The organism is Enterobacter cloacae complex sp. HYC074_NIDB (assembly GCF_056673345.1).
Map to the genome: position 1 here is coordinate 1551992 of NZ_CP114214.1, position 25993 is coordinate 1577984.

General features: G+C 57.0%; 21 protein-coding genes and 1 pseudogene. 11 read left to right on the top strand and 11 right to left on the bottom strand.

Features of this window, described 5'->3' with window-relative positions; genetic code table 11:
• Positions 1–6: 6 nt before the first annotated feature.
• Positions 7–1308: an MFS transporter gene (locus O1724_RS07625; RefSeq protein WP_023315692.1), complete on the bottom strand. Its 1302-nt coding sequence runs from the start codon at positions 1306–1308 to the stop codon at positions 7–9.
• A 288-nt stretch (positions 1309–1596) separates the two neighbouring features.
• Between O1724_RS07625 and O1724_RS07630 the strand changes: the two genes are divergently transcribed.
• Positions 1597–2670 carry a LacI family DNA-binding transcriptional regulator gene (locus O1724_RS07630; RefSeq protein ID WP_032657815.1) on the top strand — a complete coding sequence of 358 codons (1074 nt, stop codon included), beginning with the start codon at positions 1597–1599 and terminating at the stop codon, positions 2668–2670.
• Here O1724_RS07630 and O1724_RS07635 read toward each other — a convergent pair.
• Positions 2667–3923, bottom strand: a complete 1257-nt coding sequence (locus tag O1724_RS07635) for a DUF1479 domain-containing protein (RefSeq protein ID WP_023324369.1) — start codon at positions 3921–3923, stop codon at positions 2667–2669. The genes O1724_RS07630 and O1724_RS07635 overlap by 4 nt on opposite strands.
• A 151-nt stretch (positions 3924–4074) precedes the next feature.
• Positions 4075–4890 (bottom strand): Cof-type HAD-IIB family hydrolase, encoded by an 816-nt coding sequence (locus O1724_RS07640; protein ID WP_045417410.1) that lies wholly within the window; start codon positions 4888–4890, stop codon positions 4075–4077.
• A 304-nt stretch (positions 4891–5194) separates the two neighbouring features.
• Between O1724_RS07640 and O1724_RS07645 the strand changes: the two genes are divergently transcribed.
• On the top strand, positions 5195–6286 hold the full coding sequence (locus O1724_RS07645) for an IS4 family transposase (protein WP_411320431.1): 1092 nt from the start codon (positions 5195–5197) through the stop codon (positions 6284–6286).
• Positions 6287–6334: 48 nt separating this feature from the next.
• Here the strand turns inward: O1724_RS07645 and O1724_RS07650 are convergent, their stop codons facing one another.
• Together O1724_RS07650 and O1724_RS07655 are read right to left on the bottom strand one after the other, a co-directional pair.
• Positions 6335–8767 carry a formate C-acetyltransferase/glycerol dehydratase family glycyl radical enzyme gene (locus tag O1724_RS07650; RefSeq protein ID WP_126297420.1) on the bottom strand — a complete coding sequence of 811 codons (2433 nt, stop codon included), beginning with the start codon at positions 8765–8767 and terminating at the stop codon, positions 6335–6337.
• Between the two features lie 4 nt (positions 8768–8771).
• Positions 8772–9671, bottom strand: coding sequence for a glycyl-radical enzyme activating protein (locus tag O1724_RS07655; protein WP_032665428.1), 900 nt, complete (start codon positions 9669–9671; stop codon positions 8772–8774).
• A 127-nt stretch (positions 9672–9798) separates the two neighbouring features.
• Here O1724_RS07655 and fsa point away from each other — a divergent pair, with 127 nt between their 5' ends.
• Entirely contained in the window at positions 9799–10461 is a 663-nt protein-coding gene (gene fsa, locus O1724_RS07660; RefSeq protein WP_017384896.1) for a fructose-6-phosphate aldolase, read from the top strand.
• A gap of 89 nt (positions 10462–10550) precedes the next feature.
• Here fsa and moeB read toward each other — a convergent pair whose 3' ends face one another.
• Both moeB and moeA read right to left on the bottom strand, forming a co-directional pair.
• Entirely contained in the window at positions 10551–11303 is a 753-nt protein-coding gene (moeB, locus tag O1724_RS07665) for a molybdopterin-synthase adenylyltransferase MoeB (RefSeq protein WP_032608915.1), read from the bottom strand.
• 1 nt (position 11304) lies between these two features.
• Positions 11305–12537 (bottom strand): molybdopterin molybdotransferase MoeA, encoded by a 1233-nt coding sequence (gene moeA, locus O1724_RS07670; RefSeq protein WP_022650670.1) that lies wholly within the window; start codon positions 12535–12537, stop codon positions 11305–11307.
• Positions 12538–12726: 189 nt separating this feature from the next.
• Here moeA and iaaA point away from each other — a divergent pair, with 189 nt between their 5' ends.
• Genes iaaA through gsiD form a run of 5 tightly spaced genes read left to right on the top strand, consistent with a single transcriptional unit; the run spans position 12727 to position 18949 of the window.
• Positions 12727–13665 (top strand): beta-aspartyl-peptidase, encoded by a 939-nt coding sequence (gene iaaA / locus O1724_RS07675; protein WP_126297419.1) that lies wholly within the window; start codon positions 12727–12729, stop codon positions 13663–13665.
• Between the two features lie 11 nt (positions 13666–13676).
• Positions 13677–15548: a glutathione ABC transporter ATP-binding protein GsiA gene (gene gsiA / locus O1724_RS07680; protein WP_048209045.1), complete on the top strand. Its 1872-nt coding sequence runs from the start codon at positions 13677–13679 to the stop codon at positions 15546–15548.
• A gap of 23 nt (positions 15549–15571) precedes the next feature.
• A complete protein-coding gene (gene gsiB, locus O1724_RS07685) occupies positions 15572–17110 on the top strand; it encodes a glutathione ABC transporter substrate-binding protein GsiB (protein ID WP_126297418.1) in 1539 nt (512 codons plus the stop codon).
• A gap of 5 nt (positions 17111–17115) precedes the next feature.
• A complete protein-coding gene (gene gsiC, locus O1724_RS07690; RefSeq protein ID WP_006809475.1) occupies positions 17116–18036 on the top strand; it encodes a glutathione ABC transporter permease GsiC in 921 nt (306 codons plus the stop codon).
• Position 18037: 1 nt separating this feature from the next.
• The gene (gsiD, locus tag O1724_RS07695; protein ID WP_003858425.1) at positions 18038–18949 is read left to right on the top strand and encodes a glutathione ABC transporter permease GsiD; all 912 of its coding nucleotides are present in this window, start codon (positions 18038–18040) and stop codon (positions 18947–18949) included.
• 118 nt (positions 18950–19067) lie between these two features.
• On the opposite strand, the gene O1724_RS07700 is transcribed toward gsiD, so the two are convergent.
• The 4 genes and pseudogenes from O1724_RS07700 to O1724_RS07715 form a co-directional block, all read right to left on the bottom strand.
• Positions 19068–19529 carry a hypothetical protein gene (locus tag O1724_RS07700; protein WP_045332519.1) on the bottom strand — a complete coding sequence of 154 codons (462 nt, stop codon included), beginning with the start codon at positions 19527–19529 and terminating at the stop codon, positions 19068–19070.
• Between the two features lie 331 nt (positions 19530–19860).
• Positions 19861–20175: pseudogene (locus tag O1724_RS07705) on the bottom strand (C40 family peptidase); the annotation flags it as partial.
• A 155-nt stretch (positions 20176–20330) separates the two neighbouring features.
• Positions 20331–20969: a winged helix-turn-helix transcriptional regulator gene (locus O1724_RS07710; RefSeq protein ID WP_052685722.1), complete on the bottom strand. Its 639-nt coding sequence runs from the start codon at positions 20967–20969 to the stop codon at positions 20331–20333.
• An 86-nt stretch (positions 20970–21055) separates the two neighbouring features.
• A complete protein-coding gene (locus O1724_RS07715) occupies positions 21056–21718 on the bottom strand; it encodes a winged helix-turn-helix transcriptional regulator (protein WP_045332520.1) in 663 nt (220 codons plus the stop codon).
• A gap of 406 nt (positions 21719–22124) precedes the next feature.
• Between O1724_RS07715 and O1724_RS07720 the strand changes: the two genes are divergently transcribed.
• From O1724_RS07720 to O1724_RS07730, 3 genes are all read left to right on the top strand, one after another.
• Positions 22125–22655 carry a fimbrial protein gene (locus tag O1724_RS07720; RefSeq protein ID WP_060579557.1) on the top strand — a complete coding sequence of 177 codons (531 nt, stop codon included), beginning with the start codon at positions 22125–22127 and terminating at the stop codon, positions 22653–22655.
• A 61-nt stretch (positions 22656–22716) separates the two neighbouring features.
• Entirely contained in the window at positions 22717–23394 is a 678-nt protein-coding gene (locus O1724_RS07725) for a fimbrial biogenesis chaperone (RefSeq protein WP_479983951.1), read from the top strand.
• A gap of 51 nt (positions 23395–23445) precedes the next feature.
• Positions 23446–25980, top strand: coding sequence for a fimbria/pilus outer membrane usher protein (locus O1724_RS07730; protein ID WP_126297415.1), 2535 nt, complete (start codon positions 23446–23448; stop codon positions 25978–25980).
• The last annotated feature ends 13 nt before the right edge of the window (positions 25981–25993 follow it).

Sequence of the window (25993 nt, forward strand, 5' to 3'; positions counted from 1 at the left end):
CCACTATCAGGCGCGCTTCGCGCGACGTTCAGCAATAAATGCTACCAGGAAGAGAGCGCCAATCAGGTCAAAGAAGCCCATGGCGATAAAGAGCGGGTTAAAGCCGATTTTGTCGGCGGTCACACCGATTAACAGCGAGAACAGGAAGCTGGCGATCCACGCCGCCGAGCCGCGCATGCCGTTGACGGTCGCCATCTGGCCTTTGTCGAATGACTCCACGACCAGGGCGCTGAGCATGCAGGAGATGATCTGGTGCCCGAAGCCGCCGATGGAGATCAGCACGATGGTGATATACGGGTCGCGGGTAATGGCCACGATGGCCAGCGAGATCATCAGGAACGCGCCGGTCACGGAGCTGGCGACAACCGAGTTCACGCGGGAGCAGCCGAACAGGCGGGTGTACAGACGCGTCAGGTAGCCGCTCGCCACGCTGCCGAGGTCGGCGGCGAGGAACGGCAGCCAGGCAAACATCGCAATCTGCTTCAGGTCCATGCCGTGCTCTTTGGCGAGGTACAGCGGCACCCAGAAGCTCAGCACCGCCCAGGCGGGTTCTGCCATAAAGGCCGGAATGGCGATACCGTAGAAACGTTTGTTTTTTGAAACGGTTTTCAGCGCGGTCAGGAAGGGCAATTTGACCGGCGCTGGTTCGTTATCCTGCTTGATAAACGCCAGCTCGTCCTTGCTCAGGTTCGGGTGCTGCTCGGGGTTGTGGTAGAACGCCCACCAGAGGATCACCCACAGCAGCGCCAGCACGCCGGTAAACATAAACGCGCCCTGCCAGCCGAACGAGGCGTGAGCAAAGTAGATGATAGGCGGAGCCAGCATCGCGCCGATGGAGAAGCCCACGCCTGCCCAGCCAGCAGCAACGGGACGCTCTGATTTCGGGAACCATTCGCCGATGGTTTTGGCGTTCGCCGGGGTGGCGGCGGCCTCTGAAGCCCCCATAAAGAAGCGCAGTATGGCCAGGTGCAGCCAGCTTCCGGCGCCCGCGTGGAAAATACACATCAGCGCCCAGATCCCGGCGCAGACCATAAAGCCAATCTTCAGGCCAATGACGTCAATCAGCCAGCCGCACAGGGGCTGGAAAATGGTATAGGCGATCTGGAAGGCGCCAACGATCCAGGAGTACTGCTCTGTGGTGATCCCGAGGCTCTCTTTTAGCTCCGGAGCGAGAATACCTAAGGAATTTCGGGTGATGTAGTTAACGGTGACGCCCAGCAAAAACAGCACCAGCACGTACCAGCGCAGGTTCTTGATGACGCGACGGGTTTTGCCTGTCGCAATGGTGTTATTGATGTCCTGACTCATTTTACTCTCCACAAGACGGACGGTAAGGGGACGGAGTTTCAGGTGTCACACAGATTGTTATGCCTTTGATTTCTATCCGCTTATAATGCTTAAGTTGCTATACAACTAGTATGGAAGCTGTGTGACAAGTTCACCTTAAGGAAGAAAATGAGTGGGCAAAAGTGGATTTTGTGCAAAATTTCTCATAACCGACGAAAACACTCTGGCATGATGGCATTCATGCCAGTTATTTCCTGACAAACACGCTATGAAAATTTTTTCATTTCGCAAATGGAGCCAGATCACAAAATGGACAAAAGGCTAAAAATCACCGAAATCGCGTCCCGCACGCAGCTCTCCATCAGCACCGTGTCGCGGGTGCTGGCGGGGAAAGCGAATACCAGCGAAAAAGCGCGTGCAAAGGTGCTGGCGTGCGCGCGCGAGCTGGGGGTAATGGACGGCATGGCGGCAGGGCGTCTGCTGCTTAACAGCCTGGTGGTTTTTGCCCCGCAGCGCGCTTTCGACGAGCGGTCCGACATCTTTTACTACCGCGTGATCCAGAGCGTGAGCAAAGCACTTGCCTCCCACGAGGTCCGGTTGCGCTACTGCGCGCTGGAGGAGAACGACAGCGACGCCCAGCTGTTTCTGGCGCGGATGAACGAGCCGGACACGCAGGCGGCCATTCTTCTTGGTATTGACGATCCGCATATCCACGATCTGGCGGTGGACGTGGGCAAACCCTGCATGCTGATTAACTGCCGCGACCGGCACATGCGTCTGCCTGCCGTTGCGCCGGATCACCGCGCCATCGGCGAGCGGGCGGCGGAGTACCTGTTCGAGATGGGGCACCGCGAGGTGATGAACGTGCTGTGCCTACGTCGCTACACCATGGAGCTGCGCCTGTCGGGGATCCGCGACGCGTGGCAGTCCCACAACCTGGCGTTCAACGACAAGCGCGATCTGCTGGTGGTGCCGAGCTTCAGCGCCAGAGAGACGGAGCAGCTGGTGAGCGATTGGCTAAATCAGCAGCAGGGAAAAGACATGCCGACGGCGTTCCTGGTTGGCGGCGACTTTATGGCGGCGGGCACCATCAGCGCATTACAAAACCACGGCCTGCGCGTGCCGCAGGACGTCTCGGTGATGAGCATCGACGGCTTTAACCTGGCGGCGATTCAGGATGTTCCATTAACGGCCGTGCATGTTCCCCGCGATGAGCTGGGAACGGAAGCGGTACACATGCTCCAGCAGCGGCTCATGCGCCCGGACGCGCCGGTGGGCACATTGCTGCTGAACGGCACGCTGGCCGTGCGGGAATCGGTACGGCGGATACGTCAGGGGAAACGACGCACCGCCGTGGAGCGGGAAGGGCTGTACGACAGCTAGACCATGCCCAGCGCGCGTTTGCCGTGGATGTTGAGATCGTTCACGGTAAAGCGGTCCTGCCAGGTTTTTTCATAATCCTCGCGCGGGAAGTCTCCCGGCGACGCGCCGGTCTCCAGCGCTTCCTTGACCTTCTTCGCATAGGCGAGGTTCTTCTCGCACATCGGTGCGGCGGGGATATACATCACGTTGCCCCAGCCCTGCTGATTATCCACCGGCGCGACGGAGTGGATCACATCGCAGTGCCACCACACCGAATCACCCGCCTCCAGCGCAGGAATGCTGGTCAGCGCCTCGATAAGCAGCGGGTGCCACTTCTCGGAAACCGGCAGCACGCGCCCCGGCGCCACGCCGCACAGCTCGTCCTCCGGCACGTCGTCCAGCAGCGGACGCAGCAGAATATAGGCCATTGCTTCCGGGATCGGCACCACGTGCAGCAGCCCCTGACCGGGGATCATGTCCGACAGCGCCGTCCAGCCCTGGAAGGTGCGGAACACCGAGCATTTGGTGGTGTTATCGACGGTATACTCTTCCACTTCGGTACGATGCGCGGCGTTCCACGGATCGTATTTCTCAACGTTGCCGTCAAACACGCGGGCAAAGACCTGCTGATAAGCGGGCAGCAGCCAGCGCTCCAGCGCGCCAGAATCAGTGTGTGCGCCAAGTCCCTTCGAGGTGGTTCCCGGCGGACGGCGGCGGATACGATCCGGATAAATCACGCTCACGTCCGGGTCAAACCACTGCTTGCCGTTGCTCTCGAACGTCCATAAGCGGTTCAGGAACGACTGCACCTGCGCCATTTCTTCGCTCTGGCGCGCCTGCATTTGCGCCTGCGACCAGTAGATCGGGTAAATCTCCGGACGGGAGGCGGTCAGGGTGCCGAAGAAGTTATCGCCTGGCCCTTTGTACACCTCGTCAAACTTGTTCAGATCGAGGTAGTCGAGCATCGACTGATCCCACGCCAGCGCCTGCTCGCGCGGGAAGTGACCTTTAATCACCGCGCAGCCGCGGCGCTTAACGGCCTCGCGCTGTGCGTCGGTAATCGTGCCGTTTTTCACATCGTTAAACGGAATCACCGGCCAGACGGATTCACCTTTATTTTTAAGGGCGTTAATTTCCGCCACGCGGGTGGCAATGCTGTCGCTGAGCTTGTCGAACACCGCCTGCACGTCGCCGATCTGCGCGCGTAACTCACGTTTCAACTGACGGATTGCCGCTTTGTGATCCGCCGGCAAGGTTTCACTGGTAAAGGTCATAACTGCCTCGCATCTTTCATTCGAAAGTAAAAGTGTCTGCAAGTGATACTTTAAGTTAAAAATAAGTTAATGCAAGTTTAAAAACTTGACGTGTGCCACAGGACGGGAAAATGAGTGAGGGTGCCGGAGCAGGGCTCCGGCGAGAAGAGGATCAGGCGTCGAACGGGGAATGGTTGTCGAGCACGGCCTGAATGACGTTCAGCGCGCCCTGATGGTTGTTGTCGTCGGTGCTGTAGCGGCTGATTTCTTTGATGCTCTCTGCCGCGTTACCCATCGCAAAGGAATATTTCACCAGCTTCAGCATCTCGGCATCGTTGCCGCTGTCGCCAATCGCCACGCACTCTTGCGGAGAAATTTTCCAGCGCTTCAGCAGACGGCTGATGCCGTTCGCTTTGTGCAGGCCGGGGATAATCAAATCGACAAAGCCAAAGCCGCTGGTGACCGGCTTCATGATGCCGTCCAGGGAGACGTGGAGTTTATCCACCAGATTAGGAATATCGCTGTCCGGCAGGTTCAGGGAGAACTTAAACAGCACGTCGTCAATGTCGCGGTAATCGCTGATGCGCTTTAAGCGGTGGTAGTGCTTTGACATTAGCGCCACGAACGCGTCTGGCGCTTTATCGCTGACGTAGGCACTCTCCAGCCCGCAGGCCACGAAGTTCAGCCCTTTGTCTTTCAGCAGTTCGCCAATCACGATCTGCGACTCATGGCGGGTCAGCTCGCCGTGAAAAATCTGCTCGCCGCGATCGAACACCAGCGCGCCGTTTTCCGCAACGAAGGAGATCCGATCTTTAAGCTCCGGAAAGAAGGAGATGAGCTGGTAATACTGGTTGCCGCTGGCGACAACAAATTCAATGTCGCGGGCTTTAAGCTGTTCAAACTGTGCCTGGAAGCGGTCACGATCGTACTGCTTGGCATCATCAAGGAAAGTTCCGTCCATATCGGTGACGATAACTTTTACGGTCATACTATGCTCCTGGGTCACTGCGTTTTGAAACATTCTAATAACAAGGTGACGGGGAGCACAAATTTAATTTCATTCGAAAGTAAAAGCAAAACGGCAACCGAGGTTGCCGTTTTTAGTGTTTTCTCCCTCTCCCTCAAGGGCTGAGGGTTCCCCAGAAAAATGAAAAGCACGATGAAGTGTGATCTACTGGTTGCGCTAACAAATCAGAAGAGACCTCATCGTGCCTTTACAGACAGTCTGCCAGAAATTTTTCTCCGCGTCTTTACCGGACATTCACAGCTTTCGGGTTAATGTCCTTGTTTCCATGGCTGTTGCCCTCACCCACGGCGCCAGACTGACCCTGACCAGCCTGGGACGAACCCTGCCCGGCAGGGCGCACGTCAAAAATAAAATTAAACGGGTTGACCGTGCCCTGGGCAATACCGCTCTCCAGCGTGATATTCCCCGTATTCAGCACCACCTCACACATGCCATCACCTCCGTGATGCCCTTCTGTGTTATCGCTGTCGACTGGACAGGCTGGCATGACAGGAACTGGCATCTTCTGCGGGCAAGCCTGCTCTGTAATGGTCGTTCACTTCCTCTTATGAGTGAGGTGGTTCCCGCAGAGCTGGCGCAGAACAGCGATGTACAGTGTCGCTTCCTTGACCGCCTCCATGATGCCATCCCGAAAGATAAAGCCGTCACCGTCATTACGGATGCCGGCTTCAGAACAGACTGGTTCCGGCATGTCAGCCAGCTGGGCTGGAGCTTTACCGGCAGGGTCAGGGGCTGCATCAGCTTCCGGCTGGACGGAGAAAAAAAGTGGATGAAAATCAGCGAGCTTGAGGCCTCCGGGCAACCGGTCTGCGTGGGGCACGGTGTCCTGTCCCGTAAACCACGTACGCCCTGTTACGGACGGTTTTATCTGCACAGGCGCCCGGAAGCAGGGCGTCATGGAAAGGGCGGAATGCCAAAAACACAGCGGGAACACCGCAGCAGCGCACGGGAGCCGTGGCTGCTGTTCAGTAATGCAGAAAGTCTGGAGCCACACCAGATAATGGCGCTGTACAGCCGCAGAATGCAGATAGAACAAAACTTCCGGGACGACAAGAGTCCGCGCTTCGGGTTCGGTCTGAGGCTGAGCCGGAGCCAGGGAAAAGGACGACTGGAAGTACTGAATATGGTGGCGGCGATGGCAAGTCTGGTGATGTGGCTGGCAGGCTACAGGGCCGAAAGACAGTGCTTACACAGGCACTATCAGGCAAGCAGCGTCAGGCATAAACGGGTTCTGTCCTACCTGAGTCTGGCAGAAGAAGTGATCCGGCATGAGCCTGATAAAGTAAGGCGACTGAATATAGGTAACGAGATGAAAAAGCTGGGAAAAGAGTACAGTAATATGGTCATGGTGGCATGACCATATTACTGGGGATCCCTCAGCCCTCAAGGGAGAGGGGATACACTATTACAGCGTATGCTCAGTACGGGCGATAATATCGTCCTGCGCATCCGGCGACAGGGCGGTGAAGAACGCCGAGTAGCCCGCGACGCGCACTACCAGGTCGCGGTACTGGTCCGGGTGTTTCTTCGCTTCCAGCAGCGTTTCGCGCGAGACGATGTTGTACTGAATATGCCAGCCCTTATGCACCTCGAAGAAGGTGCGCAGCAGCACCATCAGCTTCTGGCGATCGCTGTCGTTTTCCAGCGTCGACGGGTTCAGCTTCTGGTTAAGCAGCACGCCGCCAAGAATCGCTTCCGTCGGTAGTTTACCCACGGAGCCAATCACCGCCGTCGGCCCGAGGTGGTCGGTACCGGAAGCCGGGCTGGCCCCTTCCGCCAGAGGGGTATGCGCCTTACGCCCGTCCGGCGTCGCCATGGTCGCTGCGCCAAACGGCACGTTTGCTGAGATAGACGACGTGCCCGCGTAGTAGTTACCCCCAATCGGGCCGCGGCCGTAGCGCGGGTTATGGTACTGCTTCAGCTCTTCAATGTAGGTCTGATAGGCGCGGGTCAGCAGCATATCCACGCTGTCGTCGTCGTTGCCGTACTTCGGCGCGCCGTTGATCAGGCGCTGGCGCAGCTGCTCGTGGGTTAGCCCCTCGAAATCATCTGCCAGCGCCGCCGCCAGCTGCTGCTGGCCGATGACGCCCTGTTCGAACACCAGCTTCTTCACCGCCGCCAGGCTGTTGCCGAGATTGGCGATACCGACCTGTAGGCCGGAAACCCAGTCATACTTCGCGCCGCCCTGCTTGATGCTTTTCGCGCGCTCGATGCAGTCGTCCACCAGCGCCGAGCAGAGAATATCGTGGACGTTCTCCTCCAGCATAGTGTCTACCACGTACTCAATTTCGATGGATTTGCGGGTGTAGTAGCGGATCTGGGTGTCCCACGCCGCCATCACCTCCTCGAAGTTATCGAAGTTACCGGCAGAGAGGGCTTTCTCCTGCGGCAGGAACACCTTGCCGCTGGTGGCGTCGCGGCCGCCTTCCAGCGCGGCCAGCATCACGCGGGCGAAGTTAATAAAGCTCATGCCGGTGCAGCGGTAGCCCCATTTGCCGCCCACCGCGGTTTCGATACAGCCAATGGCCGCGTAGTCGTAGGCGTCGTCGCGTTCAACGCCGAGCTTGATGAATTCCGGAATGACGATTTCGTCGTTGTTAAAGGCCGGCATGCCGAAACCGCAGCGGATCACCTGCACGCAGGCGTCGAGGAAGTCGTTGCTCATGCCGGCGTGGTAGCGCACGCTCAGGTTTGGCTGGGTGGAGCGCAGGCGGCCGCAGGATTCCAGAATGGCGTAGGAGAGCGGGTTGACCGCGTCCATTGGCTCGCCGTTGACCAGCTTCTGGCCGCCGATGGTGACGTTCTGATACAGCGGGCTGCCCGCAGAGGCTTTGGAGTGCGAGCCGGAGCGGATTTTGTTCACCTCCAGCAGCTTCAGCCAGCAGCTGTGCAGCAGCTCGATGGCGTGCTCGCGGTCCAGGCTCTGGTCCAGCTCCACGTCGCGGCGATAGTACGGGTAAAGGTACTGGTCCATACGGGCAAAGGATACGGAGTGACCGTTGGACTCAATTTGCAGGATTAGCTGAATGAAGTAGCACAGCTGTAACGCTTGCCAGAAGGTTTTTGGCGGCTCGTGAGCAATCACGTCGCAGTTTTCTGCCATCGCCAGCAGCTCGTCGCGGCGGCTTTCGCGGGTTTCGCTGGAGGCCATCTCGCGCGCCAGATCGGCGAAGCGTTTGATGTGCAGGCTGACGGCTTCCAGCACAATATCAATGGCTTTCAGGAACTGATCGCCGTGCAGGTCTTCCAGCACCGTCAGGTTGATGCGTGAGCGGCGCTCGGCCACTTTGGCGCGCAGGCCGTCCAGCCCTTTCTCCAGCACCAGCGGGAAGTTCACCGCCAGGTGCGCGTCGCCGGAGGTCATGTTGCCTTCGGCTTTGATGATGCCGGTTTCCAGCAGGCCTTTCTGCTCGTCGGTGAACATGCCGTAGCAGCGATCCTGCACCGTCTGGCCGCGCCACCACGGGCAGATTTCATGCAGAACGCGTTTATTCTCTTCGCTCACCGCAAAGCCCGCGCCCGGGCGATCCGCCAGATCGTCAATCTCTTTCTCAATCCAGGAGACGGTATATTCCGGGAAGATCGGCGCGGCGCGCACTTCGCTGGCCTGGTTACCGATAATCAGCTCATCGTGCTTGATCCAGATGGTACGCTTGGCCAGGTGATGCGCCAGCGCCAGGGCGCGGCGCACCGGGATCGGCTTGTCCATGTGCTGCTGGTACATTTCGGTGTAATGCTGGGCGCGCTCGGTACAGACCGGCGGCTTCACGATATGCACCAGGGCCGTTTTGTGCGCCTTAATGCGCTCGCTGAGGGTGTTGAGATTCAGGGTGGTCATAAGTTTATCCTCGTAAGGTCGCGGTTAACCCTTTCTGGCAGGCGTACTGCTGCGCGAAGTCCAGCAGGGCAGGGTTATCCAGCGGTTTGTCAGGGGCAGAGTAGGGTTGGCCGAGCAGGGTGTATTTGTTCATGCCCAGCGTGTGATACGGCAGAAAATGAATATCGTGGACGCCGAGTTCATCGGCAGCGAAGTTGGTAATGGCGGTAACGGACGCTTCATCGGCGTTAAAGCCCTGGATCAGCGGCACGCGAATGGTGATTGTTTTCCCGGCGGCGGCCAGGCGCTTCAGGTTGTCCAGGATCCGTCTGGCTGAGCCATCAGTCCACTGTTTGAATACGTCACTGTCCACATGCTTCAGGTCCGCCAGGAACAGATCGACATACGGCAGTGAAGGCTCGATATAATGCCAGGGGACGTGAAGGCAGGTTTCAACGGCGGTATGAATGCCTTGTTCATGGCTGGCTTTAAACAGCGCGTGCGCCAGCTCAGAATTCATAAACGGCTCGCCGCCGGAAAGGGTGATCCCGCCGCCGCTGCGGTCGTAGAAGGGCTTGTCTCGCAGCACGGTGGCCATAATCTCCTCCACCTGCTTCTCTTCACCGCAGACGGTAAGCGCCTGGGTCGGACAGCAGTCGGTGAGGGCAGTGAGCGTCTCTTCGTTAAGTTTCTCACGATGAATGACCAGCCCGTTCAGCGCGCGTTCAACATACCCCGGCGCGGCCTGCTGACACAGTTCACAGCCGTCCAGGCACAGACGCGCATCAAATAGCACGTCCCGGCTGCGGGAGCGGCTTTCCGGGTTCTGACACCAGCGACAGCCCAGCGAGCAGCCTTTCAGGAATACCACGGTTCGAATACCTGGGCCGTCGTGGGTGGAGTAACGCTGTATATTGAAGATCATTTTTCTGCCCTCGGGTTACATATGAATATTAAATTACTTTCGAATGAAAGCTATCTTGATATGGGTCAATTCCTGAGCAGGTTTTGCTGTGATAGGGTAAGTGCAGGCTAAATTTGAGGGCGACATCATGGAACTTTATCTCGACACATCTGACGTTGCGGCAGTCAAAAAGCTGGCGCGTATCTTCCCGCTGGCGGGCGTGACCACTAACCCAAGCATTGTGGCGGCGGGTAAAACCCCCCTGGAAGAGCTGCTGCCCGCGCTGCACGACGCGCTGGGCGGCAAGGGCCGGCTGTTCGCTCAGGTGATGGCGAAGACTGCCGAGGGGATGGTGGAAGACGCGCGTAAGCTGCGCGCGATAATCAATGACCTGGTAGTGAAAGTGCCCGTGACCGCTGAAGGGCTGGCGGCGATCAAGATGCTGAAAGCGGAAGGGATCCCGACGCTGGGCACGGCGGTGTACGGTGCCGCGCAGGGGATGTTGTCCGCGCTGGCGGGGGCTGAGTATGTGGCCCCTTACGTGAACCGCGTGGACGCGCAGGGCGGGGACGGGATCCAGACGGTGGTCGAACTGCAACAGTTGCTGACCCTGCACGCGCCGCAGTCAAAGGTGCTGGCCGCGAGCTTTAAAACCCCGCGCCAGGCGCTGGACTGCCTGCTGGCAGGGTGCGAGTCCATCACGCTGCCGCTGGACGTGGCGCAGCAGTTTATTACCTCTCCGGCGGTGGATGCGGCAATTGTGAAGTTTGAGCAGGACTGGCAGGGGGCGTTTGGGCGGACGTCTATTTGATGGGTGTGGCCTGATGCCCTCACCCCAACCCTCTCCCACAGGGAGAGGGAGCAAACACTAAAACGGCAACCTGAAGGTTGCCGTTTGCTTTAACCTTCGCACACCTCACACCCGGGATTACGCATTAGCTTCATCTCGCGAAACTGGCAGGTCATCGCGTCATACATCACGATTTTACCCGCGGCGGGCGTGCCATAGTGCGCCAGCACTTTGATCGCCTCCATGGCCTGCAAGGAACCGATAACGCCAACCAGCGGCGCCATTACGCCCGCCTCGACGCAGGTCAGCGCATTCTCGCCAAACAGACGGCTCAGGCAGCGGTAGCAGGGCTCTCCTTCAGCGTAGGTGAAGACGGTGATTTGCCCCTCCATGCGGATGGCCGCGCCGGAAATCAGCGGCGTTTTATGGGCAAAGCAGCCCGCATTGAGCTGGTTGCGAATGGCGACGTTATCGGTGCAGTCCAGCACCAGGTCATGCCGTGCAATCTGCGCAAACAGCGCGTCGTCATCCAGCATCGCGTCAATCAGGGTGAACTGAACGTTGGGGTTAATGCGCGCCAGCGCCGTGCGTGCTGATTCCACTTTAGGCTGACCGACCGTCGCGTCGCTGTGCAGCGTCTGGCGTTGCAGGTTGGACACCGACACGGTGTCGAAATCCAGCAGCGTCATGCTGCCGACGCCCGCCGCAGCCAGGTATTGCGCCGCCGCGCAGCCCAGCCCGCCCAGACCCACAACCAGCACGCTGGCCGCCTTGAGCGCTTCCTGGCCCTCGAAATCAAACCCGCGCAGCACGATCTGGCGGTTATAGCGCATCATCTCCGGGTCGCTCAGTTCCACCGTCATGTCAGCCTCCGAACAGGTGGTTAAAGCGTTCCACTTCAACCCATTCGCCCGCCTCAACGTGGCCGCGATCGCGCTCCAGCACGATAAAGCAGTTACCCTGACTGAAGGAGCTAAAGATGTGCGAACCCTGATGCCCGGTGGTGCTCACCTCCAGCTCGCCGTCGGCGTTGCGCGCCAGAATGCCGCGCTGGAAATCGAGACGGCCCGGTGATTTTTTGAGGCGCGTTGCCGCCCGCACGCGCACACGTTCCGGCAGCGGGCTGGCATTGTTGCCTGAAAGCTTCGCCAGCAGCGGGATCACCAGCTGGTAGAAGGTCAGCGCGGCAGAGACCGGGTTACCCGGCAGGCCACAGAACCAGCTGTGCGGAAGTTTACCAAACGCGAACGGTTTGCCCGGCTTAATCGCCAGCTTCCAGAAGGCGATTTCACCCAGCTCTTCAAGCAAGGTTTTGGTGTAATCCGCTTCGCCAACCGAAACGCCGCCGGAGCTGATCACCACGTCGGCAGAGGCGTCAGCGTCGATAAACGCCGCGCGCAGTTTTTGCGGATCGTCAGGAATGATACCGAGGTTAATCACCTCGCAGCCCAGCTGCTCAAGCATCAGGTGCACCGCCAGACGGTTGGTGTCGTAAATCTGCCCCTCGTTCAGCGGCTGACCCGGAAGCTGTAGCTCGTCTCCCGTGGAGAACACCGCCACGCGCACTTTGCGGACCACGTCAATCTCCGCGATGCCAAGCGATGCCAGCACCGGCAGTTCGGCGACCGTCAGCTTTTGCCCGGCGGCAAAGACCGTTGCGCCCAGGGTAATATCTTCCCCGATGTGGCGGATATTTTGTCCCGCTTTGACGCTGGCGGTAAAGCGCACGCCGTCGTCCGTTTGTTCGGTCTCTTCCTGCATCACCACGGCTTCACAGCCCTTTGGCACCGGCGCGCCGGTCATAATGCGCACGCAGGTGCCCGCTGGCCACTCACCGTTGAACGGCTGCCCGGCAAACGCTTTACCTGCCACCGGCAGCGGCTGACCCGTTTGCAGATCCGCCAGACGTACGGCATAGCCGTCCATCGCCGCGTTATCGAACCCCGGCACGTTCAGCGGCGAGACGATATCGCGCGCGGCAATACGGCCAAAACAGCGCACAAGCGGCAGCGTCTCAACGTCGTGCAGGGGAGTAATACGATCAAGCATCTGCGAGAGTGCCGTCTCAAGCGGCATCAGTCCGGCGGTAAAATCCATGGTGGGCTCCTGCGGAGTAACAACGAAAGCGCTCATTATGGCAGAAAAGTGCGGCTAACTGTATGACCCGATGGGTGTACGCTTTACATCACAGTTGCGTCTTTCTATATTCAAAAATCATCTGAAGATTCGTCGACGATAATGATATTTATAGAAAAAGCAGCCAGCCAGGCTGATGGGTGATGCGAAATGAGTAAAGCGGTTATCGCAATTCATGGCGGTGCCAGGGCAATCACCCGTGCACAGCTCAGTCCCGAGCAGGAGAAGCGTTATATCGATGCGCTGAACGTCATTGTGGAAACAGGCCAGCGGATGCTGGAAGCGGGCGACAGCGCGCTGGACGTGGTGACCGAAGCGGTGCGTCTGCTGGAGGAGTGTCCGCTGTTTAATGCCGGTATTGGCTCGGTCTTTACGCGCGATGAAACGCACGAGCTGGATGCCTGCGTGATGGACGGCGTCACCCTGAAAGCGGGCGCGGTAGCGGGCGTCAGTCGTCTGCGTAATCCGGTGCTGGCCGCGCGTCTGGTGATGGAACAAAGCCCGCATGTGCTGCTGGCCGGGGCGGGGGCGGAAAAATTTGCCGTCGAGCACGGGATGGACACGGTCTCGCCCGAGCTTTTTTCCACCGAGGAGCGTTACCGGCAACTGCTGGAGGCCCGTACAGCGGGGATGACGCAGCTGGACCATGCCGCGCCGCTCGATGAACGCAGCAAAATGGGCACGGTAGGCGCGGTGGCGCTGGATAAAGCCGGTAACCTCGCCGCCGCGACGTCGACAGGCGGCATCACCAACAAACTTCCCGGTCGCGTCGGCGACAGCCCGCTGCCGGGGGCCGGGTGTTACGCCAATAACGCCACCGCGGCGGTGTCATGCACCGGCACCGGCGAAGTGTTTATCCGCGCGCTGGCGGCCTACGACATTACCGCACTAATGGATTACGGCGGATTAAGCCTGAGTGAAGCCTGCGAGCGGGTAGTGATGGAGAAACTGCCGGCGCTGGGCGGGATTGGCGGCTTAATTGCGGTGGATCGGGAGGGCAACGTGGCTCTGCCGTTCAACAGTGAAGGAATGTACCGGGCGTGGGGGTATGCCGGCGATGCGCCCAGCACAGGCATTTATCGTGAATAAGGGGGCATTGCGTGCCGCACCGTGAAGAGCTGGACAACTGCGAAGTGCTGGCTGTCCACCAACTGAATATTGCGTTTCAGGAAGAGCGGCAGTTCATCCCCGCAGTACAGAATTTATCGTTTTCGCTCAGACGCGGCGAGACGCTGGCGATTGTTGGCGAATCAGGTTCCGGTAAATCCGTTACCGCGCTGGCGCTGATGCGTCTGCTTGAGCAGACGGGCGGGCAGGTCACCAGCGAGCGTATGCTGTTGCGCCGTCGCAACCGTCAGGTTATCGATCTCAACGAGCTGAGCGCGTCCCGGATGCAGGGTGTGCGCGGGGCAGACATTGCGATGATTTTTCAGGAGCCGATGACCTCCCTGAACCCGGTTTTCCCGGTGGGCGAGCAGATTGCCGAATCTATCCGCCTGCATCAGGGACTGAGCGGTGATGAGGCGCTCAACGAAGCAAAACGGATGCTGGAGCTGGTGCGTATCCCTGAGGCGCACGCGATTTTGTCCCGCTACCCGCATCAGCTTTCCGGCGGCATGCGCCAGCGGGTGATGATTGCGATGGCGCTGTCGTGCCGTCCGGCGGTACTCATTGCGGACGAACCCACCACGGCGCTGGATGTCACCATTCAGGCCCAGATCCTGCAACTGATTAAGGTGTTGCAGCAGGAGATGGAGATGGGGGTGATTTTCATTACCCACGATATGGGGGTGGTGGCGGACATTGCCGATCGGGTGCTGGTTATGCATCAGGGCAATGCCGTGGAAACCGGCACGGTGGAGCAGGTCTTTCATGCGCCGGTGCATTCTTATACCAAAGCGCTGCTGGCGGCGGTCCCGCGTCTGGGGGCCATGAATGGCAGTGATTTTCCGCGCCGTTTTCCGCTGATCTCACAGACCGAACAGGGCAAGCAGGAAGACGAAACCGAGCAGGATACGGTGGTTCCCGGCAGGCCAATCCTCGAAGTGCGTGACCTGGTGACCCGTTTCCCGCTGCGTAGCGGGATCCTCAATCGCGTGAAGCGCGAAGTGCATGCGGTTGAAAACGTCAGTTTTGATCTCTGGCCGGGCGAAACGCTGGCGCTGGTGGGGGAGTCCGGCTGCGGTAAATCCACCACCGGACGGGCGCTGCTCAGGCTGGTGGCGTCGCAGGAGGGGAGCATCACCTTCAACGGTGAGCGCATCGACACGCTACCTAACAGTAAATTGCAGGCGGTACGCCGGGATATTCAGTTTATATTCCAGGATCCTTATGCGTCGCTCGATCCGCGCCATACGGTGGGGTACTCGATTATGGAGCCGCTGCGGGTGCATAACCTGCTCGACGGTGAAGCCGCGCAGCGCCGCGTCGCGTGGCTGCTGGAGCGCGTGGGCCTGAAGCCGGAGCATGCCTGGCGTTATCCGCACGAATTTTCTGGCGGTCAGCGACAGCGTATCTGCATAGCCCGGGCATTAGCCCTGAATCCGAAGGTGGTGATTGCGGATGAGTCCGTGTCAGCGCTGGATGTCTCCATCCGCGCGCAAATCATCAATCTCCTGCTCGATTTACAGCGGGATTTAGGCATTGCGTTTCTGTTTATCTCCCACGATATGGCGGTGGTGGAGCGGATCAGCCATCGCGTGGCGGTGATGTACATGGGGCAAATAGTTGAAATCGGCCCCCGTCGGGCGGTGTTTGAAAACCCGCAGCACCCGTACACCCGCAAGCTGATGGCCGCCGTACCGGTTGCCGATCCTGAGCATCGTCACGCCCAGCGCGTGCTGTTGCAGGACGAAATGCCGAGCAATATTCGTAAACGGGGCGAAACCCTTGAGCGTGTGGCGCTGCGTGAGGTGGGTCCCGGTCATTTTGTCGCACCACCGCGTCAGGGCAATGCATTCTCGCGGTTATAACTTACAACAGGCAGGAGAACACAATGGTTCCTTTTGTTGCTCGTCAATGGCTGCTTGCCGCGAGCGTGACGGCTGCGCTGGCCGCCGCCCCCGCGTTCGCGGCGAAAGATGTGGTGGTGGCTGTGGGGTCTAACTTCACGACGCTGGATCCGTATGATGCTAACGACACCCTTTCTCAGGCGGTGGCAAAATCTTTCTACCAGGGGCTGTTCGGCCTGGACCGCGAGATGAAGCTGAAAAACGTGCTGGCGGAAGGCTATACCGTGTCGGACGATGGGCTGGTCTATACCGTTAAGCTCCGTACCGGCGTGAAGTTCCAGGACGGCACCGACTTCAACGCCGAGGCGGTTAAGATCAACCTGGACCGTGCCAGAAATCCGGAGAACGGTCTTAAGCGCTACAACCTGTATAAAAATATCGCCAGCACCGAGGTGGTTGACCCGGCGACGGTGAAGATCGTCCTGAAAGAGCCGTTCTCGGCGTTTATCAATATCCTGGCGCATCCCGCGACGGCGATGATTTCACCCGCTGCCCTGAAAAAATACGGCAAAGAGATTGGCTTCCACCCGGTGGGGACCGGACCGTACGAACTGCTTACCTGGAACCAGACCGATTATGTGAAGGTGAAAAAATTCGCCGGATACTGGCAGCAGGGGCTGCCGAAGCTGGATACCATCACCTGGCGTCCGGTCGTGGACAACAATACCCGTGCCGCGATGTTGCAAACCGGCGAAGCGCAGTTTGCCTTCCCGATCCCTTACGAACAGGCGGCGCTGCTGGCGAAAAACAGCAAGCTGGAGCTGGTGGTCAGCCCGTCGATAATGCAGCGCTACATCAGCATGAACGTCACGCAGAAACCGTTCGATAACCCGAAGGTGCGCGAAGCCATCAACTACGCCATTAACCGTCAGGCGCTGGTGAAGGTGGCCTTTGCCGGTTACGCCACTCCCGCGACGGGCGTGATGCCGCCAGCCATCGAGTATGCGCAGAGCTACCAGCCGTGGCCGTACGATCCGGCGAAAGCGCGGGAGCTGCTGAAAGAGGCGGGCTATCCGAACGGCTTTAGCACCACGCTGTGGTCGTCTCATAACCACAGTACCGCGCAGAAGGTGCTGCAATTTACCCAGCAGCAGCTGGCGCAGGTGGGCATTAAAGCCAGGGTCACGGCGATGGATGCCGGACAGCGAGCGGCGGAAGTAGAAGGCAAAGGGCAGAAAGAGAGCGGCGTGCGGATGTTCTACACCGGCTGGACGGCTTCAACCGGCGAAGCGGACTGGTCCCTGTCGCCGCTGTTCGCTTCCCAGAACTGGCCGCCAACGCTGTTCAATACCGCGTTCTACAGTAATCCGCAGGTGGATAAAGATCTGGCCGATGCCCTGAAAACCACCAAACCGGAAGAGAAAGCGCGCCTGTACAAAGAGGCGCAGGACATTATCTGGAAAGAGTCGCCGTGGGTGCCGCTGGTGGTGGAAAAACTGGTCTCAGCCCACAACAAAGCGCTGACCGGTTTTTACATCATGCCGGATACGGGCTTTAGCTTTGATGACGCGGATTTAAAATAAAACTCATGCTGAATTATGTGTGTAAACGCCTGCTGGGGCTTATCCCGACGCTGCTGATTGTGGCCGTGCTGGTGTTTTTGTTTGTCCATATGCTGCCCGGCGATCCGGCGCGTTTGATTGCCGGACCGGAAGCGGATGCGACGGTTATTGAACTGGTGCGTAAACAGCTCGGTCTTGACCAGCCGCTGTACAGGCAATTTCTGCGTTACATTGGCAATGTCCTTCAGGGCGATTTCGGCATCTCAATGGTGTCGCGTCGTCCGGTGTCGGAGGAGATTGCCAGCCGCTTTATGCCTACCTTCTGGTTAACGATTGCCAGTATGAGCTGGGCGGTTGTGTTTGGCCTGGGCGCGGGGATTGTCGCCGCCGTCTGGCGCAACCGCTGGCCGGATAAGCTCGGTATGGCGCTGGCGGTCACCGGCATCTCTTTCCCGGCGTTTGCGCTGGGCATGCTACTGATGCAGATTTTCTCCGTTGAGCTGGGCTGGTTGCCGACCGTCGGGGCCGACACCTGGAAGCACTACATTCTTCCCTCTATGACGCTTGGCGCGGCCGTTGCGGCGGTGATGGCCCGGTTTACCCGCGCCTCGTTTGTCGACGTGCTGAGCGAAGATTACATTCGCACCGCGCGGGCAAAAGGGGTGAGTGAGAAATGGGTCATTCTGAAGCATGGTTTTCGTAATGCGATGATACCGGTGGTCACGATGATGGGGCTACAGTTCGGCTTCCTGCTGGGCGGCTCTATTGTGGTTGAGAAGGTCTTCAACTGGCCGGGGCTGGGGCGCCTGCTGGTCGACTCGGTCGATATGCGTGACTATCCGGTCATTCAGGCTGAAGTCCTGCTTTTCTCGCTGGAGTTTATTCTTATCAACTTAGTGGTGGATGTGCTGTACGCCGCCATTAACCCGGCCATCAGGTATAAGTAAGATGCGATTACTGAACTGGCGTCGCCAGGCCATTTTAAACGCTATGCCGGGGATCAGGCCGGACCATATTCGCACCCCGTGGATTGAGTTCTGGCGTCGATTCCGTCGTCAGCCCGTCGCTATGGTCGCCGGGTTGTTTGTGTTACTGCTGATCCTGGTGGCGATTATCGCCCCCTGGTTAGCCCCGTTTGATGCGGAAAACTACTTCGATTACGACCGGCTGAACGATGGACCGTCGATGATGCACTGGTTTGGCGTGGACTCGCTCGGGCGCGATATTTTCAGCCGCGTGCTGGTAGGGGCGCAGATCTCGCTGGCGGCCGGGGTCTTTGCGGTGCTGATGGGCGCAGCAATTGGCACCGTGTTGGGGCTGGTGGCCGGGTACTACGAAGGCTGGTGGGACCGCATCATCATGCGTATCTGCGATGTGCTGTTTGCCTTTCCTGGTATTCTGCTGGCGATTGCCGTGGTGGCGGTGATGGGCAGCGGCATGGCGAACGTCATCATCGCCGTGGCGGTATTCTCGATTCCCGCTTTCGCGCGCCTGGTACGTGGCAACACGCTGGTGCTGAAGCAGCAGACATTTATCGAGTCGGCGCGCAGCATGGGAGCCAGCGATGCCACCATCCTGTTCAGCCATATTCTGCCGGGAACGGTCTCGTCTATCGTGGTCTATTTCACCATGCGCATAGGCGTGTCGATTATCTCGGCGGCCAGCCTGTCGTTTCTGGGGTTAGGCGCACAGCCGCCGACGCCGGAGTGGGGCGCGATGCTGAACGAGGCGCGGGCGGATATGGTGATTGCGCCACACGTGGCGATCTTCCCGAGCCTGGCGATTTTCCTGACCGTGCTGGCGTTTAATTTGCTGGGGGATGGGCTGCGCGACGCGCTGGATCCGCGGATTAAGGGGTAGTGGATAAACCTACCCACGGCTCATAACCTGTAGGCCCGAGCAAGCGAAGCGATGTCGAGTAATGCTACATTCCTGCTTTTAAGTGCCGGGCAGCACTGCATTTGCCCGGCCTGGGTGTTTAGTCAATCAATGCATCAATCGCCACGCGTCCCTCCGGCGTTTGCAGCCAGCGCGGGGCGTTCAGCGTATCGGCGTAGAAGCTCACCAGTTCATACAATAGCCCTTCCATTACCTTTGCCATATCCCGTGGCATTGCGTTGCTGATTAGCAGCTGCGTAAGCGTCTGGCAGTACAGCCCCAGCAGCTCGCTTTCCGGTTCGAATACGGGCAGACGGGACGGCAGATCGGTCAGGGTAAATCGCTCCACCAGGTGTGGCGGGATGGGCTCGTGGAGTGTTGGCTGTAGAAGTACAAGACATGCAGAAAGGCGGGCGCAGAGTGCCATTTTCTCCGCCGGGTCGTCAGTTTCCAGCAGGTTATGGGCAAAATGCTCGCAGTGGTCCGCCAGATCATTGAAGTCGGTGTTGTGAGAGAAGGGAACTGTAAATAATGCCTGAGCATGGGTAGTGATAGTAGCCAAAGTGGCAGCCTCCTGTAACGGTATTTAAATCCGCCATCGAAGAGGTCAATCTCACGGGTGGCGGAACCAGACGAGGTTGACCTTACCGGCGTTACAGGAAACCGGCGCGTCTTGCGACGCCCCCGCCCGGCCCACCATTGAAGTGTATCCGTGCGTACGACATAGTAAACCATGTCGCCTGTAACTTATACCAGGAGGTCAATCCCGACGCCTGATTTTGCAGGCGCAACAGGAAGATACTGCGGAGAGTATGCGTCGACAAACAGGGCAAATTATTCCCGGAAGGCGCCTCGCAAAAAATCGACATCATGCCGCTGCAGACATTCTCCGTCACCCGACGGGCAGTGATGAAGTGCGATTGCCAGTAGACATTGCCCAGATCAGAAACGGTGACCCCCTGACTGGACGAGGCATGGATAAACTGGTTGTCACCGATATAGACGCCGACATGGCGAAGGTGTTCGCCCGTCTGGAAGAACACTAAATCCCCGGTCTTCAGGCTAAATTCTTCAACCTTCACCCCTCTGTGGATTTGTTCTCTGGTAGTACGGAGTAATGTCAGGTGCGCTGCATCGCGAAACAGGTACTGCATCAGTGCGAAACAGTCCACGACATTGTGCGTGGTGCCGCCCCATTGATAATGGGTTTCTTACCAGACGGAGAAGAGATCCCAGCGAGTCGCCTCTCGATGCGGAAACACTACCGATTGTTTATTTTTGACCAATTCATTATAGGTCTAAAAGTTGACTACTGCTGCTCAACAGCGCCGGGCGGCACTGCGTACGGGGATCACCAGGAGCTTCAGTATTTCTCTGGCAGTTTAACGATGTTTATAAGCACGCCGCGCTGCATTTCAATGTATCCCCCCTTTTTTAACCCCGCCAGGATGCGCATCACGCCGCTGCGGGACAGATGCGTTTTTTCACGGATATAGGACTCGACGGTAATATTATTTCTGACGCTGGGATCCTCATTAAACAACTCATTAAGCTGCGCGCGGACGATGTCATAGGCAGAAGGGGCAGAAAGCTGCTCGCTGGACTCAAAAAGCTTACCGGCTATAACCATCATATGTTTTGCCAGCGGCTCCCAGAGCTGGTTCGCGCTGATAATATCGTGAACTGTTGCCATCTTGAGGATCGCAATGTCGCTAGCGACCAGCGTTTTGATATAGCCATCCATCTGCATTTGCTGCAAATTGCCGATGCCAACCAGGGCGGGTGACGTTGCGGTTGCCATCGCCAGATCGTCACTGCGGCGATGAACGGTTACGCGTCCATTCAGGACTAAATAGCAAAAGCGTTCATGACCTACCTGCATACTTAAACGGCGGCGGGGGAGAATATGTTTTACTTCGGCATCGCGCTTCAGGTAATCAATCAGCAGGTGAGTATAATCTGATTTGCGTAAAATCGTTGATTCAGATGTTCCAGTTGCCATAACTCTGCCTGTCAAAAGCATATTGCGTAGTTATGGCAAGTATAGTGCGGTTTTTGATCCTGCTCACCTGAGGGACTGGCTGGGAGTTAATACTTTAACGGCAGATGGTTAATGGCGACCAGAATGCCACGATTGAGTTCGATATAACCAGCCTCACGAAGCTCGGCGATGATGCGCATGATGCCGCTGCGGGAGAGATAGGTTCGGCTTTTGATGTAGTTGGCCGCCGTTATGCTGGTGCGGATCCGCTCTGATTCATTCATCAGCTCCTGGAGATGAAAGCGAATGATCTCATAGGAGGACATCTGCGAAATCAGGGTGCAGTGCTCGTAGACACGGGAAGCGGTATACACCAACAGTTTGCACAGGCTCTCCCACAGGGCAAAACTCTCAATCAACAGGTTGAAACGCTCAAGTGGTAAGCGGCTCATTAGAGCATTCTCATTGACCCGAATATAGAGGTTTTCGGACTGAGAAAACTGATTGCTCACGCCCAGAATAAATGTGGCCTGCTCTGAATTTAACACCATACCATCACCTCTGCGGTTCAGCGTAACGCTTCCCTGATGGAGTAAATAACAGGTTCTTTTATTGCCTGAATAATAACGTAAAATTTCGCCTTTTTTAGCCCGGAAGCTTGTCGCAAATGGAGAAATTTGTTCAATTATTTTGTCAATGTCAGCGACGGGTTTTGTCCCTAGTGCAGATATTATCCCCGGGTTGGCACCGGTTATGATTTTGGTATTCATTATCTTAACTCCAGACGATATTTATAAAGGGAAAGATATATGGAGGATTATTGATCTGATGATCTTATAAATACATATTGCATTAGTGCCATTGTGGACTGGAGTTTTAACAATTATTTAAAAATTATTGTTTTGCTATTTAAAGCGATTTCCAGTGTTAGCTAAATGTTAAATTTAAAGTCTACGGTTGGCCTAAATTTTATTTGTGCTCTCCGTTTAAGTTCTATAAATTTCGCATCAGCAAGTGAGAGCGTGAAAACAAAGTTATTTGATGAATATCTTTGCTTTCCGCCTGTTGCACATCAGAAATGAAAGAACTGGCGCAAAAAAATATACGGTCATCAGACTGTCTGGATGTTGTTGCCTGAATTTCGGAAACTTATAGGGTTATTAAGGAAATAAATTTATGAAAAAGAATATTATCGCTGCTGCTATCGTTGCTACCGCTGCACTGTCTATGTCTAACGCATTCGCTGCTGCTGGCACCGTAAACTTCAACGGTGAAATTCTGGACGCAGCTTGCACCGTTGACGTTGGTTCTCAGAACCAGACCGTTGAGCTGGGTAAATACAACAAGTCTGAATTCACCTCCGCTGGCGACAAGACAGCTGCAACCAAATTCAGCATCGTGCTGAAAGATTGCCCGGCAACCGTAACTTCAGCTGCTGTGCGTTTCGACGGTACGCCTGATGCTACCGACTCTACTCTACTGGCTATCGACAGCTCTGTAGCTGGCGCTGCGACCGGTGTTGCTATCAACCTGATGACCGCTGATAAGGCTCAGCTGCCGCTGCACGGTTCTAACGGTTACAGCTATGCGCTCTCTTCAACTGCAGACAACACTCTGGATTTCTACGCTCAGTACGAATCTACCGTTGCTTCAGTAACTGCGGGTCCAGCTAACTCTGTAGCCAACTTCTCTGTGGTTTACAACTAATTTCCTTTGTCGGAAAACAACAGGGGCCGGCTTCTAGGCCCCTTTTTTATCGAGGTATAAAATGCACTTTCTGAGTAAATCTTTAATTGCCTGTGCGCTGCTTTCTGCTGGCGTTTCAGCGGCCAATGCCGGAGTGGTAATTGGTGGGACGCGTGTCATTTATGACGGCAATAAAAAGGAATCCTCTATTAGCGTCAATAACCCCGACACGACGCCCTATTTAATTCAGTCGTGGGTTGAAACGTTAAATGGGGGTGCTGAGAAAGCACCTTTTATTATTAACCCGCCGCTGTATCGACTGGATAAAGATCAGCAGAACGTCGAGCGTATCGTATTAGCCGGTGCGCTGCCGCAGGATAAAGAGTCGCTCTACTGGCTGAATATTAAAGCCATTCCCGCCGCGCCACGTAAAGATAATACTCTGCAAATTGCGGTAAAAACCCGCATTAAGCTCATCTACCGTCCGGCAGCGTTAAAAGGTGTTATTCCGGAAGAACTGGCGGATAAATTAACCTGGCAGCGCAGCGGTAACCAGATTCAGGTCACCAACCCCACCAATGTGGTGATGAATTTCAATGAAATAAACGTTAACGGTAAAAAGCTGGAAGACGTTTCGTACGTTCTGCCGGGCGCAACCGCGCGCTTCGATCTGCCTAAAGGGGTCAGCGGCCGGGCAGTGACCTTCAAAATTATCAACGATTACGGCGGCACCGGAAACGTACATAACGCCACGATGTAATTCGCGCTGGGGTAAAGGACACCTGTTTCGTACCGATGGAGTAAATAACCGATGAGTAGCAATAAGCAGGAAATATTATTCAGACCTGCACGTCTCGCGTTTTTAATCGCTTTTGCCCTGGGGGCGGTCTCAATGACCGCTCATGCTCGCGATTATTTTAACCCTGAACTGATTGAGCTGGATAACCCGGGCATGAAAGGGGCGGATCTGTCAGCGTTTGAGTCCGGTTCTCAGTTACCCGGCACCTATCGCGTCGATATCGTTCTTGGCGAACAGGTTGTCGATACCCGAGATATTAAATTTGACGCGGTGACGGAGGCCGATGGCGAGGCATCACTGCAACCCTGTCTGAGCGTCGCCCAGCTGAAAAGCTGGGGCGTGAAGACCGAGCTGTTCCCGGAGCTGGCCTCCGGCGGCGAATGCGCGAAGTTAAACGCGATCCCGCAGGCCTCTGCGGAGTTCCTGTTCAGCGCCCAGCGTCTGGTGATCAGCATTCCGCAGGCGGCACTCTCCCCACAGGCGCGCGGCTACGTGCCGCCCGAAATGTGGGACGAAGGGATCACCGCCGCGATGCTGAACTACAGCCTCAGTGGATCTAACAACCGGGCACGTAACGGCAACGGCAGCGATAGCAACAGCCAGTACGCCAACCTGCGCCCGGGCATTAATATCGGCCCCTGGCGGCTGCGTAACTACACCACCTGGAGCCGCGACAGCAAGGGCAACGACAAGTGGGATACGGTTTATACCTACGGCCAGCGGGCAATTATTCCTCTGAAGGCGCAACTCACCACCGGTGACAGCTCCTCCCCGGCGGACGTGTTCGACAGTATCCCGTTCCGCGGGGCGCAGCTGGCCTCCGATGACGACATGATGCCGGATTCGCTGAAAGGCTATGCGCCGGTAGTGCGCGGTATTGCGCGCACCAACGCGCAGGTGGTTATTCGTCAGAACGGTTATCAGATTTACCAGAGCTATGTGGCGCCGGGTGCGTTTGAAATTACCGATATGTACCCGACCGGTGGCGCAGGGGATCTTGACGTCACCGTGAAAGAGAGCGACGGCAGCGAGCAGCACTTCACCGTGGCTTTTGCGTCACTGCCGGTGTTGCAGCGTGAAGGGCGCTTTAAATATGCGGTGACAGGCGGCCAGTATCGCTCGTACAACAGCGACGTGGAGAAAACCCCGTTTGCTCAGCTCACCGGCATTTATGGCCTGCCGTATGGTCTGACGCTGTACGGCGGCGTGCAGGAATCGAGTAAGTATCAGTCCCTGGCGGCGGGTATTGGTAAAAACATGGGTGACTTCGGCGCGTTCTCCACCGACGTGACGCAGTCGTGGGGCACCCCTGAAGGCATGCCGAAGAGCAGCGGCCAGTCCTGGCGGATCCGCTACAGCAAAAACTTTGTTGAGACGGGCACTAACTTTGCCATCGCCGGTTATCGTTACTCCACCAGCGGCTATTACGGCATGCAGGAAGTGATGGACTCCTACGGTGACAACAGCGCATTGCAGGACTGCCGTCGCAACCGCGCCGAGCTGACCATGAGCCAGAACATCGGCCAGAACCTCGGATCGCTGATGCTGAGCGCCGTGCGTGAGGATTACTGGAATTCCGGAAAGACCATGGAGTCCTACAGCGCCGGGTATAACAACGCCTGGAACAGCGTGACCTACGGGATCACCTATACATACAGCAAAAACGGCAGTACCGATAGCTACGGCCATACGACCAGCTATGACAAGGATCAGCAAATAGCGCTGAACGTCAGCGTGCCGCTGGAGAAATTCCTGCCGCGCACCTGGGCCAACTACAGCATGAACCACAGCAAGAACAACGGTACTACGCACAACGTGGGCCTGAACGGTTCGGCACTGGAGAACAATGCCCTTAACTGGAACGTGCAGCAGGGTTACGGCACCGACGGCGTGGGGTATACCGGCAATGCTAACGCGGATTACAAAGGCACCTACGGTGAAGTAACGGCGGGCTACGGCTACGACAAAGACAGCGATCGTCTGAACTACGGTCTGCAGGGCGGGATCATTGCTCATGCCGATGGCGTGACCTTCTCACAGCCGCTGGGGGAAACCAACGTGCTGGTGAAAGCACCAGGGGCGAAAGGGGTGGGCATTCAGAACCAGAGCGGGGCGAAAACCGACTGGCGCGGCTACACCGCTGTCAGCAATCTGATGCCGTACCGCAAAAACGACGTGGCGCTGATGACTGATACGCTTCCGGATGATGTGGAACTGGAACTGACGAATAAAACCGTTATCCCAACCCGCGGTGCGGTGGTTAGGGCGGACTATGTAGCAAACGTCGGGATGCGGGTGTTAATGACGCTTAACCACAGCAGCGGCAAGCCGATACCCTTTGGGGCTATCGCAACGGTTCAAGGACAGAGCAAGAACAGCTTTATTGTCGGCGACAAAGGTCAGGTATATTTAACAGGGTTAAATCAGAGTGGAACATTGCTGGTGAAGTGGGGGAATGATATTACTGAGCAGTGTCGCGTCAATTACTCACTTCCTGAACAAGATAAGAGTTTAAATGTTCTGGCTATATACCAAGTTTGTAATTGATAAATTTAACTAT